This window comes from Arthrobacter sp. cf158 (genome assembly GCF_900106835.1).
In the GTDB taxonomy this organism is placed as follows: Bacteria; Actinomycetota; Actinomycetes; order Actinomycetales; family Micrococcaceae; genus Arthrobacter.
The window spans coordinates 65,786-90,092 of sequence record NZ_FNNR01000009.1; the positions used below are offsets into that span (position 1 = coordinate 65,786).

The window sequence follows — 24,307 nt, forward strand, 5'->3', positions numbered from 1 at the left end:
GTCGTAGGGACCGATCACAGAACAATCAATGGAGTACACGGACATGAGCGTCGGCTTGATGCCTGCAGCCAACCCGCCCACCTTCGACCCCCTGGAATGTGCTTCCCGGAGCCATGAAGTCCAGAGGCTCGCCTGGCGTGTAAAGGCTTGCGTAGACCAGGCAGACACGGTTCTTGCTTCGCTGCGGCGGGCTCAGATGGACCACTGGCTCTCTCCCGCTGGACGTGCCTACCGCACCACCATTGCTTTGCACGCGTCAGCGCTGATGCGCGCCCGGGAGTCCTTGGATGCCGCAGTCGCCTCGGTGCTCCGGCACTCCCAAAACGTGTCCGTCTCGGGGGAGAGGGGTCCCTGATGTCTGACTCAGCTCCCGTCGGTGCCGGAGAAGCACCCCGGCCGCTGCCCCCGGCACCGGACGGGATCCTGGCCATCCGGGGAGGGGTGGCGGGGATGTCGTTCCAGCTCGAGGAACTGCTTCGGGGAGCCGGCCAGCTTGATGAAGTGGTCCAACAGCTCATCGGTATCGAAGAGGCAGCACGCCGGGTCCAGGACGAGTTGGAACCGTACCTCTACGACTCCTATGGCACAGGCTGCAGCGCGATCAATGCGGTGGCGGAGAGCCGGAAGGAAGTGGGACGGGTGCGTGAGGAGTTGGTGGAAGTAAGCACGAGCGTGCGGGCAAGCCACCGGGACTACATGCAGGCGGAGGACAAAAACGCCCGGCCCCACGCCCTGCGTCTCGACCAACTTAAGGGATCCGGCGCGCCTGGCCTCCTGGCGCTGGGGCGAGACCTCACTGAGGAGAACTACAACCGGTTCATCCCTGACGACTATATGGCGGCCGACCTCATACGCCCCCTTCTGGATTCGCCACTACTGGCCCAGTACCAACCCCGTCCGGTAAGCATCGAAAAAATGGATGAAACCGCCGAAGACGTGCAGCCGACTATGGCCGAAAGCCTCCGACGTCTCGAGAGGCTCCATGCCCGGAATGACGGTGAAATTGAGGTCATTCAATTCGATAACAACGGGTCGCCGTCATGGATGGTCCTGATTCCGGGAACCCAACCCAAGTCACCCGCCACAAACCCCTTTGATATCCAAGGAATCGGCGAAGCGCTGGGCTACGACTCTGAAGATGTCGTCCCAGCCGTTGGCCAAGCGCTCCGTGAGGCGGGTGCTGCCGCTGGGGACCCAGTAGTGGCAGTGGGGCATAGCCAGGGCGGCGTCCACGCCATGAATCTCAGCCAGAACAAGGCGTTTCTCAGTGAGTTCGACCTCAAGTACGTGCTGACCGCCGGAGCTCCTGTTGGTGGCATCACAGCTGAGCCGGGCATCAGTTCACTCCATCTGGAACACGTTCAGGACTGGGTCCCGGGAGCAGATGGCAGGAGAAACCCCGATACCAAGGACAGAGTGACTGTGACCCTGAAGGATGGGGTCAGGACACCAGCCGGGGAAGATCCGGGTTTGGGCCCGGGGCATGACCAGGAGAATTACGCGGCAGGGGCCGAGTTGGTCGCCGCCAGCCACGACGAGTCACTGGCAACCTCCACTGCTGCGTTCGCGGGTGTCGTGGGCGCCGGCGGGGTAGCCAAGGTGACGCGCTTCAAACTGGAAAGGGCGCCCATGCCAGGACCGTCGTCCGCGGCGCGGCCTGGTCCGCCTCCAACGGTCCGGGACACAAAGGCGGACGCTGGAACCCGGTAGGTGCTTCAGATTGCGGCGGACGTATTCCTGGCGCCGCCGTTAGCGCTTGCGGGCGCCAGGGATGAGTCCAGCCACCATCGAGATGATGCTGATGATGATCGAGGCCAGGATGGCCGTCCAAAAGAAGGAGTCGAGGGTGAGGTGCACCGGTGTGAAGGTGCTCAGCCATGCGGTCAGGTACAGCATGGCTGCATTGATCACGATCGTGAACAGGCCCAGCGTCAGGATGGTCACCGGAAGTGACAATAGCCTGACCAACGGACGGACGAAGGCATTCACGACGCCGAAGATCAGTCCGATGAACAGGTACGCGAGAACGATGCCGGCGGTGTCTGCGCCTTGGGTGAGGCCCGCGTTGGTGGCTGCCTTCTCGGTTGCCGTGGTGGTGATATCCATGCCTTGCAGCAGCCAAGTTGCCACCCACAGGGCAAGCCCGTTAATCAGGACGCGAATGATGAATGAACCCATGACCCCATGGTTTCATACGCACCTGTTAAACGGCTCGGCGGAGGCCGTGGGTTGGCAAGTAGGCTTGAAGCCATGACTACTACTGACAACGCACCGGAGGGCGTACTCCCTCGTCCGGTCGTGGACAGGCTCCCGAAGTACGCCGCAGGCAAACCGCCCGCTGCGATTGAGGGCCTCACCAGCTACAAATTGTCGTCCAACGAGAACCCGCTGCCCCCGATTCCTGCAGTGTTGCAGGCAATTGCGGACCAGTCCGATATCAACCGCTACCCGGACCCGCTCGCAACCAAGCTGCGAACGGCACTTGCCGGCTTCCTTGGTGTCCCGGCTGACGACGTCGTCACCGGTGCCGGCAGCCTCGGGGCGCTGAACCAGATCCTCGCCACGTTCGCCGGGCAGAATGATGACGGCAAGGCGGATGAGGTCATTTACGCTTGGCGTTCCTTCGAGGCGTACCCCATCTGCGTAGGTCTTGCCGGTGCCGTCAGTGTGCAGATCCCGCTGCTGGCTGACGGACGCCACGACCTCGAGACCATGGCGTCGGCCGTCACGGTGCGCACCAAGGTGATTCTCCTGTGCACTCCTAACAACCCCACTGGTCCAATCCTCACCGCAGAGGAAACGGAGCGTTTCATCCAGTCGGTGCCACCCAACGTAGTGGTGGTGATAGATGAGGCGTACCAGGAATTCGTGCGGGACCCGGATGCGGTGGACGGTATCAAGCTTTACCGCGACTATCCCAATGTGGTGGTCCTGAGGACCTTCTCCAAGGCGCACGGTCTGGCCGGGCTCCGTGTCGGATACAGCGTCTCCGGCCCCGCACTGACCCAGCACCTGCGGGTAACGGCAACCCCGTTTGCCGTTTCCCAGATCGCCGAGCGCGCCGCCGTTACCTCCATCGAGAATTTCGACCAGGTTGTGGAAAGGGTACAAAGCCTGGTGGACGAGCGCGACCGCGTCACAGCGGGCCTGCGCGAACTCGGGTGGTTCGTTCCGGAGGCCCAAGGCAACTTCGTTTGGCTCAATCTTGGCGAGCACAGTGCCGGGTTTGCAGCCTTGGCGGCGGAGCAGGCGTTGTCCGTCCGGGCATTCGCAAATGAGGGCGTCCGGGTAAGCATTGGCGAGGTGGAGGCCAACACCCGGTTCTTGAATCTCTGTGCAGGTTATACAAATGCTCCGCAGGGTTCCTAGCGGTTAACAAATGCGCCAACCTTACTTACTGCCGATAAAGTAAGGGACGAAAGCCAAAAGTATGCCCGCTCCGGAATACATTCCGGAGCGGGCATATATCCCAGCGACAGACATTGCCAGGCGCCCCCGCCACGGCAAGCAAGGAGACGGAATGGGCTCGACACAACTGCCCCCCGGGACGGAAGAAACTCTCGCGGCAACCTCCGCGGCAGCAGCCGCGCCAGGCGAACCGGTGGAAATGGTTCAGTTGCTAGGCCCTGACGGAAAATTGGGAAGCGATCCCGTCTTCTCGGATTACGCCAAGCGCATTGATCCGGAGAAACTGCGCGTTTTTTACGCCGATATGGCCCGGATCCGTCGCTTCGACCAAGAGGCTACCGCACTGCAGCGCCAAGGCGAATTGGCGCTTTGGGTGCCGCTCACAGGTCAAGAGGCCGCGCAGATCGGTTCCGGCCACGCAAGCCAGCCCCAGGATTACATCTTCCCCACGTACCGCGAACACGGCGTAGCGCTGGTCCGCAATGTTGACCTGGCTGAACTGCTCAAGCAGTTCCGCGGTGTATCGAACGGCGGCTGGGATCCACGGGAGAACAACTTCCACCTCTATACGCTGGTCCTTGCTGCCCAGACCCTCCACGCAGTGGGCTACGCCATGGGCATCCAGCGGGATCAGAAGCTCGCCGCCGCCACGGACTCCAACGACCCCAAGGCCGCCGTCATCGCCTACTTCGGCGATGGCGCCAGCTCCGAAGGTGACGTCCACGAATCCATGGTGTTTGCTGCCTCCTACGAGGCCCCCGTGGTGTTCTTCTGCCAGAACAACCACTGGGCCATTTCCGTGCCCACCGAGGTCCAGACGAAGGTTCCGCTGGCCAACCGCGCCAAGGGGTACGGTTTCCCGGGAATCCGCGTGGACGGCAACGACGTCATCGCCGTCCATGCCGTCACGGAGTGGGCGCTGGAGCATGCCCGTGAGGGCCGTGGGCCGGTGCTGATTGAGGCTTACACCTACAGGGTTGGTGCACACACTACTGCCGACGACCCCACCAAATACCGGGAGTCCGCCGAGGAAGCGGCATGGCGGGAGAAGGATCCGCTGGACCGCCTCGAGAAGTACCTGCGGGCAGAAGGCCTTGCCGACGAGGCGTTCTTCGAGCAGGTCAAGGCCGACGGCGACGAGTTGGCCACGTATGTCCGCAGTACCACCCATGGCCTCGAGGTCCCGGACATCCGTGAGGCGTTCGCCAATGTCTATGCCGAACAACACCCGCTGATTGCGGAGGAACTGGCTTGGTTCGAGGAGTACTCGGCCGGCTTCGAAAGCGATGAGGAGGCAGCCAACTGATGGCAACAATGACCATTGCCAAGGCCATTAACGAGGGTCTCCGGGCATCGCTGAACAGCAATCCCAAGTCCCTGCTGATGGGCGAGGACATCGGACACCTCGGCGGTGTCTACCGCGTTACCGATGGCCTCATCAAGGAGTTCGGCGACGAACGCGTTGTGGACACCCCCCTGGCCGAGTCCGGCATCGTGGGTACGGCCATCGGACTGGCCCTGCGCGGATACTCGCCGGTTTGCGAGATCCAGTTCGACGGTTTCGTCTTCCCCGCCTTTAACCAGATCACCACGCAGCTGGCCAAGATCCACTCCCGCAGCCTCGGCAAGCTGAGCGTTCCCGTGGTCATCCGCATTCCTTACGGTGGCGGCATCGGCTCCATTGAGCACCACTCCGAGTCGCCGGAAGCGCTGTTCGCCCACACTGCCGGCCTGCGCATCATTTCGCCTTCCAACGCCCATGACGCCTATTGGATGATCCAGAAGGCCATCGAGTGCCAGGACCCGGTGATCTTCTTCGAACCGAAGCGCCGCTACTGGTTGAAGGGCGAGGTGGACGTCCAGAACCCCGGTCTTTCTGAGGACCCCTTCAAGGCACACGTCGTGCGGGAGGGCACGGACGCCACCATCGTGGCTTACGGCCCCTTGGTGCCGGTGGCCCTCGCGGCCGCCAACGCTGCCACCGAGGACGGGCGCAGTATTGAGGTCATCGACCTCCGCTCCATCTCACCCCTGGATTTCGACACCGTGGAAGCCTCCGTCAAAAAGACCGGCCGCTTGATCGTGGCTCACGAGGCCCCCACTTTTGGCGGTATCGGCGGAGAGATCGCTGCACGTATCAGCGAGCGGGCGTTCCTGCACCTGGAAGCCCCGGTGATCCGCGTGGGCGGATTCCACATGCCTTATCCCGTTGCCAAGGTGGAGGAAGACTACTTGCCGGACATCGACAAGATCCTCGAAGCGCTCGACCGCTCCCTGGCCTACTAACCGCCCTGATCCAGCCCGGCTTCACCGCCGGGTAACCGGAAATCGAGGACCACTGTGACTGTTAAGAAATTCAACCTGCCGGACGTTGGCGAAGGCCTGACCGAAGCCGAGGTAGTGGCTTGGAAGGTCAAGCCCGGCGACGTCGTTGCGATCAACGATGTCCTGTGCGAGATCGAAACCGCCAAATCCCTCGTGGAACTCCCGTCACCATTCGCGGGCACCGTCACGGAGCTGCTGGTGGAAGAGGGCATCACAGTGGAGGTCGGCACAGCGATCATTGCTGTCTCCGAAGGCCAGGCCGGTGATGCAGGGCCAGCATCGCAGACCCCCGCCGCTGCGCCGTCTGCCGATGACGTCTTCACGCCCGTCTACGGAAAGCTCCCTGCGGAGGCCGGAGAGCAGCCGGCCGGCGGTCCGCTGGTTGGTTCCGGACCCAAGGCCGACGCCGTCAAGCGCCGTGCGCGTAAGCGCCCCGCTGGCGCAGAGGCGGCCACGGTCGCTGAGAACGCAGAGGGTACAGTGCAGGACAACCAAGCTGTCCTGGAGGCCAAAGCAGCCGAAACTCCGGTGTCCCACCGCACGACGCCGGCCCGCGCCGTCGTCGAACCCGTCACCCAAGCACCTGTTGCCGCAGCGCCGCAAACCGCAGCGCCGCAAACCGCAGCGCCGCAGGCCGCAGCTTCGCGCGGGGCGGCGATCAGTGGAACCATCAGCGGTCTGGTCAACAAGGTCCTGGCCAAGCCGCCGGTGCGCAAGTTTGCCCGCGATCTGGGGATCGACCTCGCAGATGTCGTGGCCACCGGCCAGCGTGGTGAGGTAACCCGCGAGGACCTGGTGAGCTACCAGGCACAACGCGATGCCGAGCACGACCAAGCGGACTCGTTCTGGGGCGCTTCAAAGAAGCCGCAGGACCAGCGCGTTGAGCGCATGCCGGTCAAGGGTGTGCGCAAGGCTACGGCCAAGGCCATGGTGGAATCGGCCTTCTCGGCTCCCCACGTCAGCATTTTCGTGGACGTCGACGCCAGCCGCACCATGGAGTTCGTCAAGAGGCTCAAGGTTTCCCGGGACTTTGAAGGAATCAAGGTCTCGCCGCTTCTCATTCTTGCGAAGGCCGTGATCTGGGCCGCCGCGCGCAACCCCAGCGTGAACGCAACGTGGGTGGATAACGCGGACGGGAACGGGAACGCTGAGATCCAGGTCAAGCACTACATGAATCTGGGCATCGCCGCGGCCACCCCGCGTGGTCTCATGGTCCCCAACATCAAGGACGCACAGGACCTTTCCCTCAAGGAATTGGCGCTGGCGCTTAACGAGCTGGCTACCAAGGCCCGGGCCGGCAAGACGCAGCCTGCTGAGATGCAGGGCGGGAGCCTGACCATCACCAACATCGGCGCGTTGGGCATCGACACAGGAACGCCCATCATCAATCCGGGCGAGGTAGCCATCATCGCGTTTGGAACCATCAAGCAGAAGCCTTGGGTTCTGGACGGCGAAGTCATTCCACGCTGGATCACAACACTTGGCGGTTCTTTCGACCACCGCGTAGTGGACGGCGATTTGTCGGCACGCTTTATGGCTGACGTCGCTGCCATCCTTGAAGAACCGGCGCTCCTGCTTGACTGACCAGAAGGCCGAACGCGGGCCGGGTGCGAACCCTGGAGCCGGAGTATCCACAGAATCCGGCCATGTGCGTCCCCAGACTCTGACAGGTCCGTGGCGGACGGTTGCTCGCGTCTTGACGGAGGTGTTCCAACCGCCGATTGTGGTGCTGGTCCTGCTGTTGATCAGCCCCTCGATCGAACCCGGATTTCCGGGAACCATGTGGTTCGGCTTGATCGCTGCTTTCTTTGTTTGTGTCCTGCCGCTGGCGTACGTGCTGGTGATGGTCAAACTGGGCAGAATCACCGATCACCATGTCAGCGACCGGCGCCAGCGGCCCGCACTGCTCCTCATGGCGTTGGTGTCAGTGGTGGTGGGCCTGCTGGTTCTGCAGCTGCTGAATGGTCCGGTGAGCGTATCGGTGATGATCATCGCCCTGATCGGTGGCATCGCCGTTCTGGCCGTGGTGAGTGCGTTCTGGAAGATGAGCGGGCATGCGTCGGCGTTAGCTGCTGCGGCCGTCATCGTCGTAGCGATGTTTGGACCCGCATTCCTGCCTGTGCTGCTCCTGGTGCCGGCAGTGGGGTGGTCGCGGCTGGTCCTGCGTGCCCACACACTGGGCCAGGTCATTGCGGGATCATTGTTTGGCGGAGTAGTGATCGCCGGACTGTGGTGGCTGCTGCGTGAGCTGATGCTCTAGTCCCTGCACTACAAGGCCAGCGTTCGGCCACCACGAACAACCCGTAGCGGGGAGGGCCTGTCAACCACCAACTCTGGAATGGAGTTTGCGGCAAATTCGAGCCGGTCAGCCGAACAGGTGCCGGAGAAACCGCTCACCACTTCTGCGCCCACAAGTTCCGCCCCTGCCGTGGTGGCAATCCGGAAACAGCGTTCCAGTTCGGTGTCGGTCAGAGCTCCGGTGCGATACCCCAGAAGGTGCGCCCGGTCCATCATGCTGCCCGTACCAAACGGAGTCCACGCATCCCGGACGCCGTCAGACCCGAGGACAACCTTCACCCCATGCCTTTCCATGAGGTCCAGCATGGGTACGGGATCGGCTCCCAGGGCGCAGGTCGCCATCCAGATTCCAGCTTCGGCCATTGCATCCAGGGTGGGTCCAAGCTCAGGTTGGGACACATCGCAGAGAGCAAAACCGTGCCCAATGGTGACGCGACCCTGCATGCCCTCCGCCATGGTGCGCTTCGCGATGACGTGAAGCTGCGCCAGGCCTCCCGGTCCTTCGTCATGCAGGTGGATATCCAGGTCCCTCCCGTGCCTGTTCGCCAGCCCGAAGACAGCATCAAGATGGCCGTGAAGATCGCCGTCCACTGATTCCGGGTCTATGCCGCCCACCAGATCGGCGCCCTCGGACAGGGCGGCTTCCATGAGATCCAGCGTGCCCGGATTGGTCAACAGGCCGAACTGCGGGAACGCGACGATTTGTACGTCCAGGCAGGAAGCCAGCCGTTCAGCGGCTGCCCTGACGCCGTGGATGTTCTTCAATCCGATCTGCGAGCCGACGTCCACGTGCGCCCGCATCGCCATGGTCCCCGTGAGAACGGCGTGCTTCATGAGGGCATACGCACGGTCCTCAACGGCATCCTCGAACGAAAGCTGGGCCTTGAGGTCGTTCCCGATAAGATCCGCCAGATCCTGCGCCGGTGGGCGGGAGAGCCAGCCGGATCCCCACGTCGTTTTGTCCGGATGAATATGCGCGTCTACAAAGCCTGGGGTCACCAAAAGGGACTGAGCGCCGGCAGGATTCTGAGGGTCGCGTGGCGTCGAACAGGCGGTCATGGGGTTCCTATCTTCAGGGCGGGCATTGGTATACCAGATGCAATTCAAGTTGGGCAGAACCCAACCCCAATCAGCGATTCTAGGCCAATATGGCGAGGCCGCAGCCTGTCATGGAGGAATCTGGGATACCAAAAGCTGTACATCGCATCAGTTGCCCCCTAATCTAATGAACATCATTCATTTATGTGATGCGGATCGCATCGAGGAGAACGCCATGTACACCAGCCCCACCAGCGCAGCGGAGGCCCCGGCATCGGGCCCCACGCTTAAGCGCGTCCTTGGCTTGCCGTCACTCATCGCCTTCGGCCTGACCTCCATGGGCATCCTGTCCGTGGTGGCCGTGTATGGCGCAGGAACGGAGATCAGCGATGGGCATTTGCCGGCAGCCTACGTCGCAGCCTTGATTGCCATGCTGTTCACGGCCCACAGCTATGGCCAGATGGCGCGGCATGTTCCAGTGACCGGTGGCGCGTACGCCTACGCCTCCCGAGCCTTCGGCAAGCCTGTGGGATTCCTGGTGGGGTGGGCCATGATGCTGGATTACCTGTTCTTGCCCATGGTGAACTTCCTGCTCTTCGGGCTCTATCTCAACAGCCTGCTGCCCGGTATACCGCCTCAGCTCGCAGTTCTGGTCTGCCTGTTGGTGGTGGGACTGTTCAGCGTGATCGGCGTTGCCTGGATCAAGAAGATGAATTTCGTCGTCGTAACGGCTTCGGTTCTGGTCATTGTTGCCTTCGTGGTGATGGCAATCCTCAATGCGCCGGATCCCACCATCGAAAGCGTCGTCCGCCCGCTGTCACTGGGCGGGGGAGGGATAGCGCCGGTCATGGCTGCTGCCGCCATTCTCGCCTTCGCGTTCCTGGGATTCGACGGCGTCTCCACTCTGTCCGAGGAAACGCGTCACCCCAAGAGGGATGTGCCGCGTGGCATCATTCTCTCCACCCTTTTCGCGGGCCTGGGTTACACGCTGTTTTCGGTGGCGGGAAGCCTCATAGCGCCTGAGTGGCGTTCCATTGTGAACCTTGACGCCGCCGGCACTGAACTGATGCAGCGCGCCGGCGGCGATGTGCTCATGGTGGTCTTCGTGGTGGTGAACCTGGGTGGACTGGTCCTGTGCGGTACTGCAGCCCAGATGAGCGTCAGTCGCGTCATCTATGCCATGGGCAGGGACCGGATCCTGCCCGGGGCCCTCGCCAAGCTGCAGCCGCGATTCCGTACTCCCTACGTAGCAGCTTTGCTGGTGTCGGCAGTCTCTCTGGTTGCCCTGTTCATCACGCTGGAGCAAGCCGTGTACATGATCAACTTCGGGGCCTTGATCGCCTTCGCCGTGGTGAACCTGGCGGCCATCAAGGTGCTGTTCTTCGACCTGCGAAAGCGTGGAAAGGCGGGAACCCTCCGGAATCTGGTGATGCCGGTGCTCGGCTTCGCCTTTATCGCGTGGTTGTGGACGTCGCTCGCGTGGTTCACGTACCTGCTGGGAGCCGCGTGGCTGGCCGTGGGGTTGGCGGTTTTCATCGCACGGCGCCGGAAAGTGGGTGGGCAGTTGGACCTCACCTTCGACGACGGCGCACGCGGTGAGGAGGCCGCGCAGCCGTCCGGGGTGGCTGGCAGCCGCTGGAACGCCGGGTAAGAAGGCCGGGCTAGAACGCCGGGTAGTTGACCAGCAGGGCCTGGAGTTCGGTAGTGGACATGTGATTCGCCATCTCCACGCTGATTCCCATGGCTACAGCGGCAACCGTGATCATGGCGACGCAGGCAACCGACAGGAACCGCCAGTCCTTGCGGAAAACGCTGCCGATGGTCTCCGGCATATCAAGGCTGGGGGAGATCATATTGGGGGCGCTGTCCCAGGAACCGTCGTCCAGCATCGCGATGATGCGGTCGTTGGCGCGGTCGAAGCGCATGGTGCTGATGTTGTTGCCGTGGCGGGCAAGCAGGATGTCATGTCCCACGCGTTGGCGCGGCTGCAAAGTAAGCAAGAAAGGATCCCCTGAAAATCGAGAGTGAAGGTGGCGCACGCCATTGGGGGCATCTCAATTTTATAACGGTTGGATCCTCGGGAAGGCTCAAAAGACGCCGAACGCCGGGTGAGTCTCCCCACCCGGCGTTGTGATTCAGCTCGCTTTACGGCTGGTCTGTCTTGGCAATGTACACGTCGCAGGGGGCGGTGTGGGCAACAGTGTTGGCCACACTGCCCAGCACGCGGCCCAGCCCCTGCATGCGTCGGTTGCCCACGACGATCAGACGGGCATCCTGCACCTCGGCTTCCTTCACCAGGGCTTCTCCCGGCTTGCCGCGGGCGGCCGAGTAGGTCACCTCCAGGCCGTCATGAGCCAGGCGTTCTGCCACTGTGCGGGCTACGGTTTCCGCCTCGGCGGCGTCGGACACGATCCATTTGTCGGTGCCGATTTCCACCACCTCAGTGCGGTTGCTGTCGAACGCGCTGACCACGCGGAGGCCGGCTCCGAGGCCAATGGCCAGCTGTTGGGCAGCCTTTGCCGCCCTCATCGCCGTCTCGCTGCCGTCTACTCCGACAATCACAACTCCGGTCATTGTGCTGCTCCTTCAGTGGTGGCTTTGATGGCTTCCGCGAGGACGGGTGCCAGGCGGCGGACGCCTTCGGCTATCGTATCCGGGGGTACGGCGCTGAAGGCGAGGCGAAGCTTGTTGGACGGACCGTCCGCCGGAGAGAATGCAGCCCCGGGGATAAAGACGACGCCTGCATCGATCGCTTTCGCGAGCAACGGATAGGTGTCGACGCCTTCAGGCAGCGTAACCCAGACGAAGAATCCGCCATCCGGCCGTGTCCAGGTGAGGCCCTGGGGCATGTACTCGTCCAGCGCGGACAGCAGAGCCTTGCATCGCTCCGAGTAGAGCTCGCGGTAGGTGTCGATCTGGCCTTCCCAGTTGTACTCGCGGAGATATGCCGAGACGAGCATCTGGTTCAGCGGCGGCGGGCACAGCGTCACGGCTTCGGAAGCGAGGTAGAAGCGCCGCTGCAAGTGTGCGGGAACCAGCGCCCAGCCGATGCGAAGTCCCGGTGCGAAGATCTTGGAGAACGAGCCGAGGTAAATGACATCGTCCGGGTTGGCAGCCCGCATCGGTTCGATGGGGTGGCCGTCGAACCGCAGCAGCCCGTAGGGGTTGTCCTCAAGCACAATAATATTCGCTTCACGGCATATATTGACGATCCGCTGCCTGCGCTCCGCCGCCAGGGTGATCCCGGAAGGGTTGTTGAAGTTGGGGATCGTGTAGAGGAACTTAATGTTCTTGCCCTCTGACTGGAGAGCAGCGATCCTGGCCTCCAGAAGCTCCGGCACCAGGCCGTCGTCGTCCATTTCGATCGGCTCCACCTGCACCTGGTACGCCTCGAACGTATTCAAGGCCCCCACGTAGGTGGGGTTCTCCACCAGAACCACATCGCCAGGGTTGCAGAAGACCTTGGTGGCCACGTCCTGGGCCGACTGGGATCCGGCAGTGATGACCACGTTTTCGGGGAGGGCGTTGGTGATTCCTTCGGCAGCCATGATGCCGCAGATCTGCTGGCGCAGTTCTTCGGTGCCTTGGCCGCCACCGTACTGGAGGGCGGTCATGCCTTCTTCGGCGATGATCCGGGCGGCCGTCTGGCCGAGCTTTTCCAAGGGCAACGACTGCAGGTACGGGTTGCCGCCGGCGAGGGAGACCAGGCCGGGCCGCATGGAGATGTCGAAGACATCCCGGACGGCAGACTGTTTGATGTTGGCGGCCCGCGCGGAGAACAGTTCCTCGTGCGGGTGGGCGGCCGTGGCGGCCCGCTCAATGGCGTCGATGGCTTCAGCGGGCAGCGTTGCGCCGGCATCCAATGTTTCGTGGGTCACAGTGACAGGATACTCCTCGATGTTGCTAAAGAGGCAACAGTTGTTTTCACAATCCCTCCAGTTTCGCAGGTCACGCTTTACGCCGTGATCGGGAAGGGCTGGAATGTAGCTATGACAGCGCACCGGGGATCCGTGACCAAGGCCGAACAATTCCACAAACTCCACGACGCCGGGCCCACGCCCCTGGTGCTCGTGAACGTCTGGGACGCGGCGTCCGCCCGAGTGGTCCAGGAGGCAGGTGCTACGGCGATTGCCACTTCAAGCTCGGCCGTCTCCTGGAGCCTGGGGTTCCGCGACGGGGACCACGTGCCGTGGGGCCTGGCCATGGCCGCCTTGGGCCGGGTTGTGGGGGCAACCAAACTTCCCGTCACGGCCGATATTGAGACGGGCTACGGACGCACCGACGACGAACTTCGCGTGACGGTCCATGCGGTCCTTGACGCGGGTGCCGTGGGGATCAACATCGAAGACTCCGCCATGGAGCCCCTCACTGACATCGCCGAACAGTCGCGCCGGATCGCCCTTATCCGTGCCGCTGCGGACGATCGCGGCATCCCGCTGTTCATCAATGCCCGCACTGACACGTACCTTTCGGGCCAGTTCCCGGACACGGCCTACGACCAGACGCTGCGGCGTGCCGAGGCCTACCTCACGGCGGGTGCTGACGGAATCTTTGTGCCCGGAGTGGTGGATTTACACGTCCTGCACGAGCTTTCCAGCCGGATTCCGGCGCCACTGAACGCGCTGGCGGGCGTCGGAGCGCCGTCGCCCCTGGAACTGCACGACGCCGGTGTCCGGCGCGTCAGCATCGGTGGCAACGCGGCCAAGGCCGCCTACGCCAAGGTTGCCCGGGTTGCCAAGGAGATCCTTGGCGACGGCAATTGGGCCGGGCTCGCCGGCACGCGCAGTCACGACGAAATGGACGCCCTGTTCGCGCCGGGCCCCAAATACAGTCTGTGACCCAGTACGAGCGGTGAACTGATGCCACGTACGACGGCGGCACCCGGCTTTAATGTCGTACCTCGCCGATAGCTTGGGTTGAGTGGAAGACGGAGGGAGCGTCCATGGCACGGCGAAGTGTTCAGTTCTGGCGAATCGAGCAGTTGAACGGTGATGAGCTCAGCCGCCCGTTTCCTGCGCGACGCGTGGCCGAAGTACTGAAGAAGGCCCAGGATGCCGGGACGGACAGGCGCTTCACCAGCGTGGATGGCACAGTGCTGCTCGCCCAGGCACTGGCTTCTTCGCCGTATCCCGTGGTGCTGCTGGACAGGGTCCGGGATACCAACCTCCCGAGCGTCGGAGACGCACTTGGCCGGCGCAAACCGCTGCCGCTGGCTCCAGGAGATCACCTGCTGGAGACCACATATTTTGCCTTCATGAAACGCAACGTCATCGCCGTGCTGACCAGCGGAAACGGCCCCCGGGCGTCCCGGATGGGGGAGTACCTCGGCGGAATGCTGGGGCTCGAACCAAGCTTGGTGCCCGTGGTCAGGGAAGATATTGAGGAAATCCTCAGGCGGCTTGAGGTGAGCCGCTTCGAGTTCGCGCTGCCCGCTGAACGGCTGTCCGGGAAGCTCATGGAAGGCGAGTGGGCCGATGTTCTGGAGAGTGCCTCGAGGCTCGTGAATGAGGGAACGTTCCGTATTTCCCTGAGCGTGGGAAGGTCCGGGAAGGCCGAGGACAAGCAGCGGATCCGGGACCGGATTCAGCAGCTGATCGATCTTTTCCGCCAGGCTGGCTCCGTAGAGCATTTCGACTATGTGGTGGCGGAGGGCAAAGACTCCCTGACGGGCGACCGCGAAGTGGTGGACCTGTTGAAGGAACGGTTCATTTCCCACATTGAGGTGGATCCGGACGTCTTCAATGATCCCCAAAAGTCTGTGGCGGAGGCGGTCTCCATCCTCACTAAGCAAGCCAGGGACAATGAGGCATTCTTCGCCAGGACTTTGCCGGACATCAAGGGTTCCGCTGATCCGGGCCAAGTGCCGGAGATGGTTGCGGGAGGAATGGCTGCAGCGCGGGAAGCTGTTGCGGGAGCGAGGGGCAAGGCGGAAGCCCACGAAGGAGCGGGTCATGAGCTTGTACGGGGTTGAACTTGTACGGGGTTGAACTCGAACACGCTGGACGCCGCCGGACCCTGTGGCGGTGGTTCCTCTTGCATCCCACTGCCGACTACCTGTGGGCCGTGGCGGCAGTCCTGCTGTGGTTGGGGATCGCAACGCTGGCACGCCAACCGCTGTTGCTTGAGGGGGTGGATACCGGTGCGCGCCGGACACTCTTCCAGACTCTGGCCACCCTGGCAGGCGCGACGGCAGGCCTGACGCTCACCAGTGTCTCCATGCTGATCAATGTCTTGGGCAAGAAGGCCGCGCCGGGCCAGCGGGAACTCCCCCTGGAGAAGCTCACTGCCACGCATCGGCGCCAGATCGGTGAGGTCTTCCTTTTTGCCATTCCCGGGCTGGGCCTGCTGGTGGTTGCCGCCTTGGCGACGATTGTCCTGGAGGGAGGGGCGCCCACTGGGCTGTGGATACCCGAGGCTGTGGTGTTCGTGCTGGCATTTGCCTCGGTGCTGGCTCTGTTGCGGGTAGCGTGGGCTCTCCGGAGAGTCCTGGCGATCGCGACTGCGTAACCGCCCCGGACAGCAGGAATAGGCTCAGCGCACGCTGAGTGCCTCCGTCAGTGTCCTGCCGTTGACGTAGATCTCGGCCCGCGTGGCCCCGCTGGCCGACACTATGGTGTGCGTCAGCTGCGCCTGGATCCGCGGAATATCGCACACGCCACCGGGACGCAGAGATCCGCTGAGATTCACCACCACGGTGGAGCCGTTCATGTATCCGGAGAGGTACCGCAGCGAGGAATTGGCCAGGGCGTCGTACAGTGCGGCGTCGCTGTCCAGTGGCATTCCGGCGCCCAGCAGTCGTCCCAAAGCTACGCTCAGGGGATCTCCGGGAACAGCCACTCCCCGGATCGGAACCAGGCTGTCATTGCAGCCGAACCGCACGCCGCGGGAGCCGCCGTCGTCGATTGCCACGTAGTAGACCGCAGGCCCGGAGGCATCCACCGGGATGAGGTTGGCGGTTATGGAAGGTTCGGGCGCGCTGGTACCGGGCTGCGGTGATGGCTCGACGGCGGGTCCCGGCTCAGCCGCGGACGGCGTCGGAGCGCGGGGAGAAGTTGGCGTCGATGCGGGAACCGGAGAGGGTGATGCGGCCGGGACGGCAACAGACGGAGTGCCCGGCCCTGAGGTACTGGAGCCCAAACTGGGTACCGAAGTGTTGGGCCCCGAAGCGATGGGCGCCGAATCGCCAGGCGATGCACCATCCCGCGCTGGACCACCAGAGACCGGAGCACCAGGTGTCGAGGCCGCCGGAGCCGAAGTGGTCGGCGCGGAAGGAGAAGGCACCGTGACCGTCGGAACGGGTCCGGTTCCCTGGGGAGTGCCTGCTGCGGTGCAGCCGGCCACCCAGAGACTGGCGGCGAGGCAGGCGGCCGCGATCGCCGTCGTACTCCTGGGTCCCCGTCCGGCACGCATGACAGCCCCACGCTCCTGTCCGTCCATCTGTAGTTAAACGTTAGGCCGGTGCGGCGGGGAGCAACATGCCGCTACGGTGACGGTTCGGACAAGAGTTGGTCACGCCGCACTGCCAGTAAAGCGAAAGCCCCCGTCCCGCGAGGTAGCGGAACGGGGGCTCGGCAGCGATGTGGCTAGGCTGCTGCTTCTTCGTCCTGGACGGCGGTGAGGGGCTCAAAGATGCCCTTGATCTGCTCAACGACCTCTGCGTCGTCCTTCGGGTGCAGTTCAGCGAAGCGGATCATGGAACCCGGGACGGCCAACTTGACGTCTTCCAGGACCTTGGCGCCGGCGATGCCTACGGCCTTGCGTGCCTCGTCCTGCGCCCAGACGCCGCCGTACTGGCCAAAAGCCGTACCGACGACGGCGGTCGGCTTGCCGGAGAGGGCGCCGGCGCCGAAGGGACGGGACAGCCAGTCGATGGCGTTCTTCAGCGAAGCCGGAACGGTGCCGTTGTGCTCGGGGGTGACCAGCAGGATGGTATCGGCGTCGGCTGCTGCGGCGCGGAGGGCTGCAGCTTCAGCGGGGACCTGGCCTTCAACGTCGATGTCCTCGTTGTAGAAGGGGATGTTGCCCAGGGAGTCGTGGATCTGGACGTCAACGTTCTCCGGCGCGTTCAGCTGGATGGCTTCGGCGAGCTTCTTGTTGTGGGAATCGGCGCGGAGGCTGCCGACGAGGGTAAGAACGGTGCTCTTGGACATGGTGTCTCCTTGGTGTCTGCCCACGTGCCGTGCGGTACTGGGCCTGCTTTGTCTCTGGGCTTTGGAGCCTTCACTGATACTAAACGGACCACGGTCCGCTTTCTATTCCCGGGTCTAGAATGTTTTTTGTGAGCTCCATCCCCCTCCAGCCGGACGTGCCGCTCGGCCCGCCGCATGAGCGCAGTGACGCCGCGCGGAATCGTGAGCGCCTTCTCTGCGCTGCCCGCGAGCTGGTGGACGAGTTCGGGGCCGAGTCGCTGACCATGGACGCGCTCGCGTGCAAAGCCAACGTGGGCAAGGGGACCGTGTTCCGTCGCTTCGGCAGCCGTGCCGGGCTCATGATGACCCTGTTGAGCGACTCTGAGTCGGAGTTCCAGCGCGGCTTCATGTTCGGACCGCCACCCCTGGGCCCTGGAGCCCCGCCTGCAGAGCGGCTGGTGGCGTTTGGTGAGGGTCGGATCTACTTCGTCCTGGAAAACGGGGAGCTGCTGAAGGCGGCTGGTTCCTCAGCCCACAACCGCTTTGACGTCCCGGCAACCATCCTTGCGCACCGGCACATCGAGCTGCTGCTCCGTGAAGCCGGTGTTGGTGATCCCTGGGTGATGGCCATGTCCCTGATGGCGGCCCTGGACCCCGAGCGGATTGTTAACGACGTCCGCGTTCATGGGATCTCACCCAAGCGACTCACGGATTCCTGGAGCGAGTTGGTCACCCGGCTACTGCGCGCGGTCTAGCAACCCAACGCCGCCCATGGCCTGGCAACCCAACGCCGCCCGCAGGAATCGAACGCTGGAGCAATCGAGCGGGGCAAGTATCGAATGCTGCCGGCTTGGACCCTGTTGTCGCCCCCCTTGGTGCGCTTGTGCGCGTATTAGTGTCGCCGTCGTCGTAAACATGACGCAGTCTGCACATAACAATCTGGCCGCAGGCGCGAAACTGGCCGCCGTGAAGCAAAACGTGAAGCAGTTATTGTGGTAGTTTCCTCTTGAATGTGACGCATGCCATACAGGGCTGGTGATCACTGAAGGGGTGCGGGGGACCCAAGAATCCACTGCACCAATTCGTAGCTGACGCCGGCCACAGCCGGGAACCGCGGAAGGACGAGCATTGAGTTTTGCCACGATTCGGGGCAGCCACCCGACATGCTGAAATATCTGATGAAGCGGTCGGGCATCTACCTGATCATGATCTTCCTGACCACCAGCGCCGGGTACTTCCTGGCAGTCTCATCGCTCAAGCCGGCGGTTCTCGAGCAGGAAAAGATCCCGCGGCCAACTCCTGAACAGGTAGCAGCGTCCTTCCGGGGACTCGGACTGGATCCGGATTTGAACCCATGGGAACGGTACATTCAGTGGCTTGGCGGCATCATCACCCGCTGGGACTGGGGCCGCAGCCCGAATGGCGCCTTCGTCAACGCCGAATTCGCGGACCGCGTGTTGGTGTCCACTCGCCTGTTCATCGCCTCGATCATCCTGACGCTGATCATCGGCGTCGCACTGGGTGTCTATTCCGCCGCACGGCAGTACAAGTTCCAGGACCGCGTCATCACGTCCTACAGCTACCTGGTCCACATCCTTCCCGCACCCATCGCCTACTTTCTGGTGCAGTTGGGCGCCATCGGCATCAACGAGGCCGTGGGGGAGCGCATCTTCTTCGTCACCGGCATTTCGACGCCGGGAATCGACCCCGGTTGGCCGGCTTTCGTTGACATGGTGGCGCACTACGCCGTGCCCACGTTCGCGATGACCATCTTCGGTTGGGCTGGATACCAGATCGCCCAGCGCCAGTACCTTCTGGACAACGTCAACGCCGACTTCGTCAGGACCGCCAGGGCCAAGGGATTGACCCGCAACCAAGCCATCAGGAAACACGCCCTGCGGGTTTCCTTCATCCCCGTGGCCCAGAGCATCGCCTTCACCATCCCGGCGATCTTCACCGGCGGCTTCTTTGCCGAGGCCATCTTCGCCTGGCCGGGCATCGGCCTCTGGAGCATCCAGGCCATCAGCCTGCAGGACGTCAACGTCGCCACTGCCACGCTGGCTTATGGTTCAGTGATCTTCGCGATCGGCGCCATCCTTGCCGACTTCGCCACCACGCTGGTCGATCCACGAGTGAGGGTCCAGTAATGACCAACATCATCGATCCCATTGCGGAAATTGACGAGGCCCGGGTAGCCGACCAAGACGTCGTTATTGGCAAGTCCCGCATCATCTTCCGTCGCTTTATGCGGAACCGGACCGCCGTCGCCGGCCTCTTTATTTTCCTTGCGTTGTTCCTGTTCTCCATCTTTGGCGGCTTCCTCACCTCGTGGGACAAGGACACCATTGATCCCCTGAACATCGGCATGCCGCCATCGCCGGACCATTTGCTGGGTACCACCCAGGCCGGCATTGACCTCATGGCGCTCATCGTCGATGGCACCCGGACATCGATCCTCATCGGCCTGATCGTGGGGGGCGTTTCCGTGCTGATCTCGGCGGTATACGGCTGCACCATGGCGTTCTTCGGCGGCAAAGTGGACGCCACCATGCTGTTCATCCTCGAAGCGCTGATCATGATGCCCGCCATCCTGGTGGTCGCGGTTGCCACCAGCGGCAGCGGCGGGCTCAAGGACCTCCCCAGCTGGCTGCTGCTGATCGTCGTCCTGCTGTTCTTCAGCTGGATGGGCACCGCCCGACTGGTGCGCTCGCTCTCCATGTCCCTCATGCAGCGCGACTACGTCAAGGCAGCCAAGTACATGGGTGTCCCTTCCCGCCGGATCGTGTGGCGCCACCTTGTTCCCAACATTGGCTCGTTGCTGGTGCTCGACTTCACCCGCGGCATCACCGGCGCCATCCTCGCCGAAGTGGCGTTCTCCTTCATTGGCATCGGCATCAAACTCCCGGACATCAGCCTGGGCGTCCTGATCGGCCAAGCGACGGGCCAGGTGTCCTCCTTCCCGTGGATGTTCTGGGTTCCGTTGACCGTCATGTTCCTCCTGACAGGCTCGCTGGCCATGATGAATGACGGCCTCCGTGACGCCTTCGACCCCAGCTCCAGCTCCATCGGCCGGGCGAAGACCAAGATCGCAAAGAAGACCAACAAATGAGCACCAACATCACACCCGCCGAGCGTCTTCGGGACGCAGGACTCTATGCCCCGGGTGACGCCGTCCTCAGCGTCCGCGACCTCAACGTCCGCTTCAACTCGGAGAACGGCGTAGTCCACGCAGTCCGCGGCGTGGACTTTGACCTCATGCCGGGCAAGACCTTGGGCATCGTGGGCGAATCCGGCTCCGGCAAGTCCGTGACGTCCATGGCCATTATGGGACTCCTCCCGGAAACCGCTGACATTTCCGGTTCGGTGCGTTTCAAGGGCAAGGAACTCCTGGGCCTCAGCGACAAAGCCATGTGCAAGCACCGCGGCAACGACATCGCCATGGTTTTCCAGGATCCGCTGTCCTCGCTGACGCCCGTCTACACGGTGGGCAACCAAATCATCGAGGCATTGACGGTCCACAATCCCACCATGAGCAAGCAGGCCAAAGAAGCCCGCGCCGTCGAGCTTTTGCGCATGGTGGGCATCCCCAGCCCCAAGGACCGGCTGAAGGCCTTCCCGCACGAATTTTCCGGCGGCATGCGCCAGCGCGTCATGATCGCCATTGCGATCGCCAACGATCCGCGGATACTCATCGCCGATGAACCCACGACGGCGCTGGACGTCACCATCCAGGCGCAGGTGCTGGAAGTCCTGCACACCGCGCAAGAGGAGACCGGCGCCGCCGTCGTCATGATCACGCACGACCTCGGAGTCGTTGCGGGCATGGCCGACGACATCATGGTGATGTACGCGGGCAAGCCTGTGGAAACCGGCACAGTGGAGGACATCTACTACAACCCCCGGATGCCGTACACCCTGGGCCTCCTCGGTGCCGTACCGCGCGTGGATACCTCGGACAAGCAGTCGCTGGTCCCCATCGAAGGAACCCCGCCCAACCTGGCGCTGCCCGTGCTGGGCTGCTCCTTCGCCGCCCGCTGCCCCATGGTCAGCGACGCCTGCCTGCACGGGGAGCCGGAGTTGATCCCGGTGCCCGGTGTTGAGGCGCAGACCTTGGGGCATAAGGCTGCCTGCATCAAAGCTGAGGAACTCTCCGGCAACGCCGACGCCCACAAGATCTTCCACGCACCTCCCAAGCCTGTTTCAAAGTTCGACGGCGTCGCCCGCGTCGAGCGCCAAAAGGTCCTGGAACTCAAGGACGTGAAAAAGCACTTCCCGTTGCTCAAGGGTGCCTTGATCAAACGGCGGATCGGCACGGTCAAGGCCGTGGACGGGCTGAGCTTCGATATCCGCGAGGGCGAGTGCCTGTCCATTGTGGGCGAGTCCGGTTGTGGCAAAACCACCACCTTGCTGGAAATCATGGAGTTCCACCCGGACCAGGTGGGCGAGGTGGTGATCGGCGGCGTCAGCAACAAGGTTGCCACGGACCACAAGACCACTATGGCCATGCGCAAGGAAATGCAGATGGTCTTCCAGGACCCCACCGGCGCCCTGGATCCGCGTTTCACCGTATACGAGGTCCTTGCCGAACCCCTGGAAAACCTGGGCATGCCCAAAGCTGCCATCAGGAAACGCATCATGGAGCTCATGAAGCTGGTGGGCCTGCAACCGGACCACGTGAACCGCTTCCCTAACCAGTTCTCCGGAGGACAGCGCCAGCGCATCGGCATCGCCCGAGCGCTCGCCGTCAACCCGAAGCTTGTGGTTCTGGATGAGCCCGTGTCTGCGTTGGATGTGTCGGTTCAGGCCGGTGTCATCAACCTGCTGGACCAGCTCCGCGCCGAGCTGGGACTGAGCTACCTGATGGTGGCCCACGACCTCTCGGTGGTCCGGCACATTTCAGACCGTGTGGCCGTGATGTACCTGGGCAAGATCGTGGAAACCGGAGACGTGGATGACGTCTTCGACAATCCCCGGCACCCCTACACCCGCGCCCTGCTCTCCGCCATACCGGTGCCGGACCCCAACCTGGAACGCACCCGCGAACGCATCATCCTGCAGGGCGACCTGCCCAGCCCGCTTGATGCGCCCAAGGGATGTAACTTCGCTACACGTTGTCCCGTGTTTGCCGCGCTGCCTGCCGCAAAGCAGGAGAAGTGCCTTACTCTGGAGCCGCCACTGGCTTCGGAGGGAGCGCAGGACTTCGCATGCTTCTTCCCGGACGGAGAGATAGATGCCGACATGCTGGTGGTGCATGCCTGACGACACATGACGCATTGAATAAATCCCTGGTCTCAACTCGCAAAGATATTTCAGTCGTAAAACATGAAGGGCAAACCATGAAGAAGTACACGACGATCGGCGGCGTAGCGCTCGCAGCAACGCTCATGCTGACCGCTTGCGGCGGGGGAACGCCGTCGGGTCCGGCCTCCCAGAAGGCCGAAGAGGCAGGTGGCGATATCAGCAAGCTGATCAGCGTCAATGCCAAAGAAGCGAAGGATCTGGAGCAGGGTGGCACGGTCACGCTTGCTGTAGGCAGCATTGGCCCGGACTTTAATGGCTTCTCCAATGTGGGCAACAGCGCGGACACCTCTGCCGTCATGACTCCCGTCAACACCGCTGCCATCAGTAGCGGCGGCATCGGTGGTTGCTGGAAGCTGGACTTCAACGGTAAGGCCGAGCCCAACAAGGACTTCTGCGAAGAGGTCAAGAGTGAAGTCAAGGATGGCAAGCAGACCATCACCATCAAGGTCAACGACAAGGCGACCTGGAATGACGGCACTCCGATCGACGTCAAGACCTTCGAGAACACGTGGAAGATGCTCCGCGGCGAAGACAAGTCCATCGACATCGTCACCGCCGGCAACTACGCCTACGTTGATTCCGTTAAGGCCGGCGCCAACGACAAAGAAGTCATTGTCACCACCACTCAGCCCGTTTATCCGCTGGACTCCCTCTTCTTCGGCCTGATCCACCCGGCCATCAACACGCCTGACATCTTCAACACCGGATTCGCCGGCGACATGCACCCCGAATGGATGGCTGGCCCGTTCAAGGTTGAGAACTACGACACCACGGCCAAAACGGTCACCATGGTCCCCAACGACAAGTGGTGGGGCCAGAAGCCGGTCCTTGAAAAGGTTGTTTGGCGCCAGATGGAACCGAGCGCAACCATTGCTGCGTTCAAGAACGGCGAAATCGATGCCATTGACGCTCGCACCCTTGGCCGTTACAAGCAGGTTGAAGGAACCAAGGACGCCGATGTCCGCCGTGGTCAGCGTCTGTTTGCCGGTGGCTTGAACATCAATGCCAAGAAGCCCGCGCTGACGGACGTGGCTGTGCGTAAGGCAATCTTCGCAGCGGTCGACCGCAAGGCCATCCGCGACGTCCGCTTCAACGGCCTGAACTGGTCCGAAGAAAGCTCGGGCTCCATGATGCTCATGCCTTTCTCCGAGTACTACCAGGACAACTACCCCGTGAAGGAAACCGGCGCGGACGCTGCCAAGAAGGTCCTCACCGATGCCGGCTACACGGCCAACGACAAGGGCATCATGGCCAAGGACGGCGTTCCTGTCTCCTTCAAGGTCACGTACTTCGGTGACGACCCCACCCAGGCTGCTACGGCCCAGACGCTGCAGAAGCAGCTGCAGGCCGCAGGCATGGACGTTGCCATCGACCAGCGCGGCGACGCCGACTTCGGCAAGGTTGTTGGCACCCGCGACTTCGATCTGACAATCTCCGGCTACACCGTTGGCCCGGATGCGACCGACGCCGTCAAGCAGTTCTACGACTCCGAAACCAACGAAAACGGCTTGGGAGATGCGGAACTGGACGCCGAAATCAAGCGCCTCACCACCATCGCCGATGACGCGGAACGCAACAAGGCCGCCATGGAGGTAGAAAAGAAGCACATGGAGAAGTACTTCTCCATGGGTGTGCTCCTGAACGGCCCGGAGATCCAGTTCGTGCACAAGGGCCTGGCCAACTACGGCCCGTCCCTGTTCAAGAGCCTCTCCAACGTTCCGGACTGGACCACCATCGGCTGGGAAAAGGGCGCCAAGAAGTAGCCTCCCCGCTGTAGTTTCCTGAAGGCCGGGAACCACCCCCAACTT

General features: G+C 62.8%; 24 protein-coding genes. 17 read left to right on the forward strand and 7 right to left on the reverse strand.

All coding sequences use genetic code 11. The annotated features are described in order from the left end of the window. Positions 1–43 precede the first annotated feature (43 nt). Together BLW08_RS17670 and BLW08_RS17675 are read left to right on the forward strand one after the other, a co-directional pair. A complete protein-coding gene (locus BLW08_RS17670) occupies positions 44–355 on the forward strand; it encodes a hypothetical protein (RefSeq protein ID WP_090824233.1) in 312 nt (103 codons plus the stop codon). Then, positions 355–1,710, forward strand: a complete 1,356-nt coding sequence (locus BLW08_RS17675) for an alpha/beta fold hydrolase (protein WP_254779943.1) — start codon at positions 355–357, stop codon at positions 1,708–1,710. The genes BLW08_RS17670 and BLW08_RS17675 overlap by 1 nt, the downstream gene beginning before the upstream one ends. A gap of 39 nt (positions 1,711–1,749) precedes the next feature. Here BLW08_RS17675 and BLW08_RS17680 read toward each other — a convergent pair whose 3' ends face one another. Then, positions 1,750–2,178: a phage holin family protein gene (locus tag BLW08_RS17680; RefSeq protein ID WP_090824234.1), complete on the reverse strand. Its 429-nt coding sequence runs from the start codon at positions 2,176–2,178 to the stop codon at positions 1,750–1,752. Between the two features lie 72 nt (positions 2,179–2,250). Between BLW08_RS17680 and BLW08_RS17685 the strand changes: the two genes are divergently transcribed. From BLW08_RS17685 to BLW08_RS17705, 5 genes are all read left to right on the forward strand, one after another. Next, positions 2,251–3,369, forward strand: coding sequence for a histidinol-phosphate transaminase (locus BLW08_RS17685; protein WP_175538749.1), 1,119 nt, complete (start codon positions 2,251–2,253; stop codon positions 3,367–3,369). 151 nt (positions 3,370–3,520) lie between these two features. Next, entirely contained in the window at positions 3,521–4,714 is a 1,194-nt protein-coding gene (pdhA, locus tag BLW08_RS17690; RefSeq protein WP_090824238.1) for a pyruvate dehydrogenase (acetyl-transferring) E1 component subunit alpha, read from the forward strand. Beyond that, complete coding sequence (locus BLW08_RS17695; protein ID WP_090824240.1) at positions 4,714–5,694, forward strand: alpha-ketoacid dehydrogenase subunit beta; 981 nt, start codon at positions 4,714–4,716, stop codon at positions 5,692–5,694. Before pdhA ends, BLW08_RS17695 begins: the two co-directional genes overlap by 1 nt. Before the next feature lie 54 nt (positions 5,695–5,748). Beyond that, positions 5,749–7,317, forward strand: coding sequence for a dihydrolipoamide acetyltransferase family protein (locus tag BLW08_RS17700; RefSeq protein WP_090824242.1), 1,569 nt, complete (start codon positions 5,749–5,751; stop codon positions 7,315–7,317). A gap of 79 nt (positions 7,318–7,396) precedes the next feature. Next, entirely contained in the window at positions 7,397–7,993 is a 597-nt protein-coding gene (locus BLW08_RS17705; protein ID WP_090824514.1) for a phosphatase PAP2 family protein, read from the forward strand. Positions 7,994–8,001: 8 nt separating this feature from the next. On the opposite strand, the gene BLW08_RS17710 is transcribed toward BLW08_RS17705, so the two are convergent. Beyond that, positions 8,002–9,090 (reverse strand): amidohydrolase, encoded by a 1,089-nt coding sequence (locus BLW08_RS17710; protein WP_090824244.1) that lies wholly within the window; start codon positions 9,088–9,090, stop codon positions 8,002–8,004. A gap of 166 nt (positions 9,091–9,256) precedes the next feature. Between BLW08_RS17710 and BLW08_RS17715 the strand changes: the two genes are divergently transcribed. After that, positions 9,257–10,720: an APC family permease gene (locus BLW08_RS17715; protein WP_254779944.1), complete on the forward strand. Its 1,464-nt coding sequence runs from the start codon at positions 9,257–9,259 to the stop codon at positions 10,718–10,720. Between the two features lie 10 nt (positions 10,721–10,730). Here BLW08_RS17715 and BLW08_RS17720 read toward each other — a convergent pair whose 3' ends face one another. From BLW08_RS17720 to BLW08_RS17730, 3 genes are all read right to left on the reverse strand, one after another. Continuing rightward, complete coding sequence (locus BLW08_RS17720; RefSeq protein ID WP_090824516.1) at positions 10,731–11,042, reverse strand: hypothetical protein; 312 nt, start codon at positions 11,040–11,042, stop codon at positions 10,731–10,733. A gap of 172 nt (positions 11,043–11,214) precedes the next feature. Then, entirely contained in the window at positions 11,215–11,643 is a 429-nt protein-coding gene (locus BLW08_RS17725) for a universal stress protein (RefSeq protein WP_090824248.1), read from the reverse strand. Continuing rightward, positions 11,640–12,947, reverse strand: coding sequence for an aminotransferase-like domain-containing protein (locus BLW08_RS17730; protein ID WP_090824250.1), 1,308 nt, complete (start codon positions 12,945–12,947; stop codon positions 11,640–11,642). The genes BLW08_RS17725 and BLW08_RS17730 overlap by 4 nt, the downstream gene beginning before the upstream one ends. 111 nt (positions 12,948–13,058) lie before the next feature. Here BLW08_RS17730 and BLW08_RS17735 point away from each other — a divergent pair, with 111 nt between their 5' ends. From BLW08_RS17735 to BLW08_RS17745, 3 genes are all read left to right on the forward strand, one after another. After that, complete coding sequence (locus BLW08_RS17735; RefSeq protein ID WP_090824252.1) at positions 13,059–13,907, forward strand: isocitrate lyase/PEP mutase family protein; 849 nt, start codon at positions 13,059–13,061, stop codon at positions 13,905–13,907. A 104-nt stretch (positions 13,908–14,011) separates the two neighbouring features. After that, a complete protein-coding gene (locus BLW08_RS17740) occupies positions 14,012–15,040 on the forward strand; it encodes a hypothetical protein (RefSeq protein ID WP_091326770.1) in 1,029 nt (342 codons plus the stop codon). Next, positions 15,037–15,576: a hypothetical protein gene (locus tag BLW08_RS17745; protein ID WP_090824256.1), complete on the forward strand. Its 540-nt coding sequence runs from the start codon at positions 15,037–15,039 to the stop codon at positions 15,574–15,576. The genes BLW08_RS17740 and BLW08_RS17745 overlap by 4 nt, the downstream gene beginning before the upstream one ends. Positions 15,577–15,600: 24 nt before the next feature. Here the strand turns inward: BLW08_RS17745 and BLW08_RS24185 are convergent, their stop codons facing one another. After that, positions 15,601–16,008, reverse strand: a complete 408-nt coding sequence (locus BLW08_RS24185) for a GerMN domain-containing protein (RefSeq protein ID WP_254779945.1) — start codon at positions 16,006–16,008, stop codon at positions 15,601–15,603. Between the two features lie 19 nt (positions 16,009–16,027). On the opposite strand from BLW08_RS24185, the gene BLW08_RS24190 reads away from it, so the two are divergent. Next, a complete protein-coding gene (locus BLW08_RS24190) occupies positions 16,028–16,516 on the forward strand; it encodes a hypothetical protein (RefSeq protein WP_254779946.1) in 489 nt (162 codons plus the stop codon). Between the two features lie 136 nt (positions 16,517–16,652). On the opposite strand, the gene BLW08_RS17755 is transcribed toward BLW08_RS24190, so the two are convergent. After that, positions 16,653–17,219 carry an NAD(P)H-dependent oxidoreductase gene (locus BLW08_RS17755; RefSeq protein WP_090824260.1) on the reverse strand — a complete coding sequence of 189 codons (567 nt, stop codon included), beginning with the start codon at positions 17,217–17,219 and terminating at the stop codon, positions 16,653–16,655. A gap of 128 nt (positions 17,220–17,347) precedes the next feature. Here BLW08_RS17755 and BLW08_RS17760 point away from each other — a divergent pair, with 128 nt between their 5' ends. The 5 genes from BLW08_RS17760 to BLW08_RS17780 all read left to right on the forward strand — a co-directional run bounded on the left by BLW08_RS17760 (position 17,348) and on the right by BLW08_RS17780 (position 24,262). Then, the gene (locus BLW08_RS17760; protein ID WP_175538750.1) at positions 17,348–17,953 is read left to right on the forward strand and encodes a TetR/AcrR family transcriptional regulator; all 606 of its coding nucleotides are present in this window, start codon (positions 17,348–17,350) and stop codon (positions 17,951–17,953) included. Positions 17,954–18,361: 408 nt separating this feature from the next. Beyond that, complete coding sequence (locus BLW08_RS17765) at positions 18,362–19,345, forward strand: ABC transporter permease (RefSeq protein ID WP_090824262.1); 984 nt, start codon at positions 18,362–18,364, stop codon at positions 19,343–19,345. Next, positions 19,345–20,307 carry an ABC transporter permease gene (locus BLW08_RS17770; RefSeq protein WP_090824264.1) on the forward strand — a complete coding sequence of 321 codons (963 nt, stop codon included), beginning with the start codon at positions 19,345–19,347 and terminating at the stop codon, positions 20,305–20,307. The genes BLW08_RS17765 and BLW08_RS17770 overlap by 1 nt, the downstream gene beginning before the upstream one ends. Beyond that, positions 20,304–22,457 carry an ABC transporter ATP-binding protein gene (locus BLW08_RS17775; protein WP_090824266.1) on the forward strand — a complete coding sequence of 718 codons (2,154 nt, stop codon included), beginning with the start codon at positions 20,304–20,306 and terminating at the stop codon, positions 22,455–22,457. Before BLW08_RS17770 ends, BLW08_RS17775 begins: the two co-directional genes overlap by 4 nt. 77 nt (positions 22,458–22,534) lie before the next feature. Continuing rightward, positions 22,535–24,262, forward strand: coding sequence for an ABC transporter family substrate-binding protein (locus tag BLW08_RS17780; RefSeq protein WP_090824268.1), 1,728 nt, complete (start codon positions 22,535–22,537; stop codon positions 24,260–24,262). Positions 24,263–24,307: the final 45 nt, after the last annotated feature.

What these genes read in the sequence shown, in the direction of transcription:
- BLW08_RS17715 (WP_254779944.1), top strand. Translation starts at nt 9,257, where the DNA reads ATGAACATCATTCATTTATGTGATGCGGATCGCATCGAGGAGAACGCC.
- BLW08_RS17770 (WP_090824264.1), top strand. Translation starts at nt 19,345, where the DNA reads ATGACCAACATCATCGATCCCATTGCGGAAATTGACGAGGCCCGGGTA.
- BLW08_RS17685 (WP_175538749.1), top strand. Translation starts at nt 2,251, where the DNA reads ATGACTACTACTGACAACGCACCGGAGGGCGTACTCCCTCGTCCGGTC.
- BLW08_RS17775 (WP_090824266.1), top strand. Translation starts at nt 20,304, where the DNA reads ATGAGCACCAACATCACACCCGCCGAGCGTCTTCGGGACGCAGGACTC.
- BLW08_RS17755 (WP_090824260.1), bottom strand. Translation starts at nt 17,219, where the DNA reads ATGTCCAAGAGCACCGTTCTTACCCTCGTCGGCAGCCTCCGCGCCGAT.
- BLW08_RS17765 (WP_090824262.1), top strand. Translation starts at nt 18,362, where the DNA reads ATGCTGAAATATCTGATGAAGCGGTCGGGCATCTACCTGATCATGATC.
- BLW08_RS17675 (WP_254779943.1), top strand. Translation starts at nt 355, where the DNA reads ATGTCTGACTCAGCTCCCGTCGGTGCCGGAGAAGCACCCCGGCCGCTG.
- BLW08_RS17680 (WP_090824234.1), bottom strand. Translation starts at nt 2,178, where the DNA reads ATGGGTTCATTCATCATTCGCGTCCTGATTAACGGGCTTGCCCTGTGG.
- BLW08_RS17780 (WP_090824268.1), top strand. Translation starts at nt 22,535, where the DNA reads ATGAAGAAGTACACGACGATCGGCGGCGTAGCGCTCGCAGCAACGCTC.
- BLW08_RS17695 (WP_090824240.1), top strand. Translation starts at nt 4,714, where the DNA reads ATGGCAACAATGACCATTGCCAAGGCCATTAACGAGGGTCTCCGGGCA.
- BLW08_RS17670 (WP_090824233.1), top strand. Translation starts at nt 44, where the DNA reads ATGAGCGTCGGCTTGATGCCTGCAGCCAACCCGCCCACCTTCGACCCC.
- pdhA (WP_090824238.1), top strand. Translation starts at nt 3,521, where the DNA reads ATGGGCTCGACACAACTGCCCCCCGGGACGGAAGAAACTCTCGCGGCA.
- BLW08_RS24190 (WP_254779946.1), top strand. Translation starts at nt 16,028, where the DNA reads ATGGAAGGTTCGGGCGCGCTGGTACCGGGCTGCGGTGATGGCTCGACG.
- BLW08_RS17710 (WP_090824244.1), bottom strand. Translation starts at nt 9,090, where the DNA reads ATGACCGCCTGTTCGACGCCACGCGACCCTCAGAATCCTGCCGGCGCT.
- BLW08_RS17740 (WP_091326770.1), top strand. Translation starts at nt 14,012, where the DNA reads ATGGCACGGCGAAGTGTTCAGTTCTGGCGAATCGAGCAGTTGAACGGT.
- BLW08_RS17725 (WP_090824248.1), bottom strand. Translation starts at nt 11,643, where the DNA reads ATGACCGGAGTTGTGATTGTCGGAGTAGACGGCAGCGAGACGGCGATG.
- BLW08_RS17735 (WP_090824252.1), top strand. Translation starts at nt 13,059, where the DNA reads ATGACAGCGCACCGGGGATCCGTGACCAAGGCCGAACAATTCCACAAA.